This window comes from Mycobacterium asiaticum, assembly GCF_001673365.1.
Taxonomy (GTDB): Bacteria; Actinomycetota; Actinomycetes; order Mycobacteriales; family Mycobacteriaceae; genus Mycobacterium; species Mycobacterium asiaticum_A.
This window is the reverse complement of the sequence record NZ_LZLS01000203.1, coordinates 1-2,759: the sequence shown is the minus strand read 5'-3', so window position 1 is coordinate 2,759 and position 2,759 is coordinate 1. Positions and strand designations below refer to the sequence as shown.

Annotated in this window: 2 protein-coding genes; both read left to right on the top strand. The window is 65.6% G+C overall.

The genetic code is table 11. From position 1 onward, the window contains the following. The first annotated feature begins 64 nt into the window (after positions 1-64). Positions 65-1,051: a hypothetical protein gene (locus A5634_RS23680; RefSeq protein ID WP_155769690.1), complete on the top strand. Its 987-nt coding sequence runs from the start codon at positions 65-67 to the stop codon at positions 1,049-1,051. A 2-nt stretch (positions 1,052-1,053) separates the two neighbouring features. Continuing rightward, the coding region (locus A5634_RS23675) for a PPE family protein (RefSeq protein ID WP_065146471.1) at positions 1,054-2,759 on the top strand (1,706 nt) is incomplete at its 3' end.

The window sequence follows — 2,759 nt, the reverse complement described above, 5'->3', positions numbered from 1 at the left end:
ATTGCCGGGCCGCCGCCTCGGTACTGACGGCGCCGGCTAGCATCAGCCACTCCAGGTAAGGACCGTGGGCGGCGGCGGAGGGGGCGCTGGCAACGGTTTTCGGCTGCCCACACCGGCCGAAATATGGGCAATGATCTTCGGCGCCGACGGCGCACGTATTTCCGGTCAGGGCCAACCGAATTGGAATCCGCTGCAGTATCTGCAGAACATCTCGAACTTCCTCAACGGCAACCAGCAAGCCCTTGCCTATTTGCAGACCAACCTTCCGCAGCTGCTGACGAATCCGGCGAACTTTCCCGCTCTCGCCTCGTATTTCGTTGCGTGGCAGACCTACCGGGTGGTCAATTGGACGTTGCGGACACTGCGCTTCCTGGTGCAGATGGCACCGCTGTTATTGCCGGCCTTCCTCAACGCCGCCACGACATATCTCGGTGGACTCGCTGCGCTGGCAGCGCTGGCGCCGCCGGCGGCCGCAGCCGTGCCGGCCGCACCGATCCCGCTGGCCCCGGTATCCCAGTTGCCCCCGCCGGCAATGCTATTGGCCGCACCGGCTTTGGCGCCGACGCCCGCGCCCTTGACGCCGTCTTCCGCGGCGCCCGCACCGCCGGCCCCGACCGTATCGGCCGTCTCGCCCCCGCCGGCACCGGGAGTCGAGGGTTTCGGCTATCTGGTGGGCGGGCCCGGTCCCGGCTTCGGTTCCACGATGGGCGCACGCATTGCCACCCCCCAAACCGCAGCAGACTCCGCGGGGACGACGGCGGCAGCGTCGGCGGCGAGTCGAGACCAGGTACGGGCTGCGCGGCGACAACGGACCACCATCGCCCGCGGCCACCGCTACGAGTATCTGGACGCAGACGATGCCGCGGACAGCACCGCACCGATGGCCGCGGCCGCCGTATCTGAGCCAAGTTCAACGGGATTCGCCGGAACCGTTGGTCAAGCATCCCCGAGGCCGGCGGGGTTGACCGCCTTGGCCGGTGACGAGTTCGGTAACGGTCCGCGCGTGCCGATGCTCCCGGAAACCTGGGTAAACCCCGGAAAGGAACAGTGATTGTGAACTACGCGGTGTTTTCGCCAGAGGTGAACTCGGCCTTGATGTATACCGGGGCGGGTTCGGGACCGATGGTCGCGGCCGCGGCCGCCTGGGAGGGCCTGGCCGCTGAATTGGACTCTGCGGCAAGCCAATTCGGATCGGTGACGGCAACGTTGGCGACGCAGGCGTGGCAGGGTCCGGCGGCAACGGCCATGACGAATGCGGCCGCACCCTACGCGGCGTGGCTGAGTGCTGCCGCGACTCGCGCCGGATCGGCGTCCACCCTGGCCCGAGCGGTCGTATCGGCATTCGAGGCTGCGCGCGCCGCCACGATTCATCCGGTTGCGGTGGCGACCAACCGAAATGCGTTCGTGCAGTTGGTTCGATCGAACTGGTTCGGGCTCAATGCCCCGGTGATCGCCGCCGCAGAAAGCAGCTACGAAGCGATGTGGGCTGCTGACGTGGCGGCAATGGCCGGCTACCACAGCGGGGTGTCGGCGGCCGCTGCGCAGCTGTCGTCGTGGCAGACGTTGCCCGCTGCGGCCCAGGCCCTGGCGGCCGATCTGGGCCTGAATTTCAACATCGGAAACCGTGGCAACGGCAACCTCGGTATGGGCAACACCGGCAACAACAACCTGGGCTCCGGTAACCGCGGCGACACCAACGTCGGCGGCGGAAACACCGGATCCAACAATGGCGGCTCGGGCAACACCGGCAGCGCCAATATCGGGTCGGGCAATACCGGATCGCAGAACCTGGGCTCGGGCAACACCGGCAACGGCAATGTGGGCTCGGGAAACATCGGCAGCGGCAACATCGGTGGTGGAAACCGGGGCGACTCCAACTGGGGATCTGGAAATACCGGCAGCAGTAACTTTGGCAGCGGCAACAATGGCAGCGGCAACGTCGGTGGCGGCAACATCGGCAACGGGAACTCCGGATTCGGCAACACCGGCAGTTTCAATCTTGGATTCGGCAACACCGGCAGCGGAAACATCGGCATCGGGCTCACCGGAGACAATCAGATCGGTATCGGCGCCCTCAACTCGGGCGCCGGAAACATCGGTCTGTTCAACTCCGGGACCAATAACATCGGGTTCTTCAACTCGGGCAACGGCAATGTCGGAATCGGCAACTCGGGAATCGGCAACTTCGGCTTCGGCAACTCCGGTGATGTCAATACCGGCTTCTTCAACGCCGGCAATACCAATACCGGCCTCGCGAACGCCAGCTCACTGAACATGGGCATGTTCAACTCCGGTGTTGGTAGCAACGCGGGCAGTTTCAATTCGGGCCTGGGACACAACGCGGGTGACTTCAATTCCGGTGGCGGCCAGAACGTGGGCCAATTCAACTCCGGGACCGGGTTCAACTTCGGCAGTTTCAATTCCGGCGCCGCATTCGGCGGTAACTCGGGCTTGTTCAACTCCGGCAACGTCAACACCGGCTTCGGCAACGCCGGCGATACGAATACCGGCGCGTTCAACTCCGGCAACGTCAACACCGGATTCGGGGGAGCGACCAACATCAACGCACCCAACTCGGGCTACGGGAATTCCGGCAGCGGAGCTTCGGGCTTCTTCAACGTCAGCAACGGCGGGCACACCTCGGGCGCCTACAACAACGTCAGCGGAGGCGGCGGAGGCGGAGGCGGAGGCGCCGTGCTCGCCGGGGGCAGTGGCGGCAACGGGGGCCTCGGCGGAGCCGCCGGAATCTGGGGTGCCGG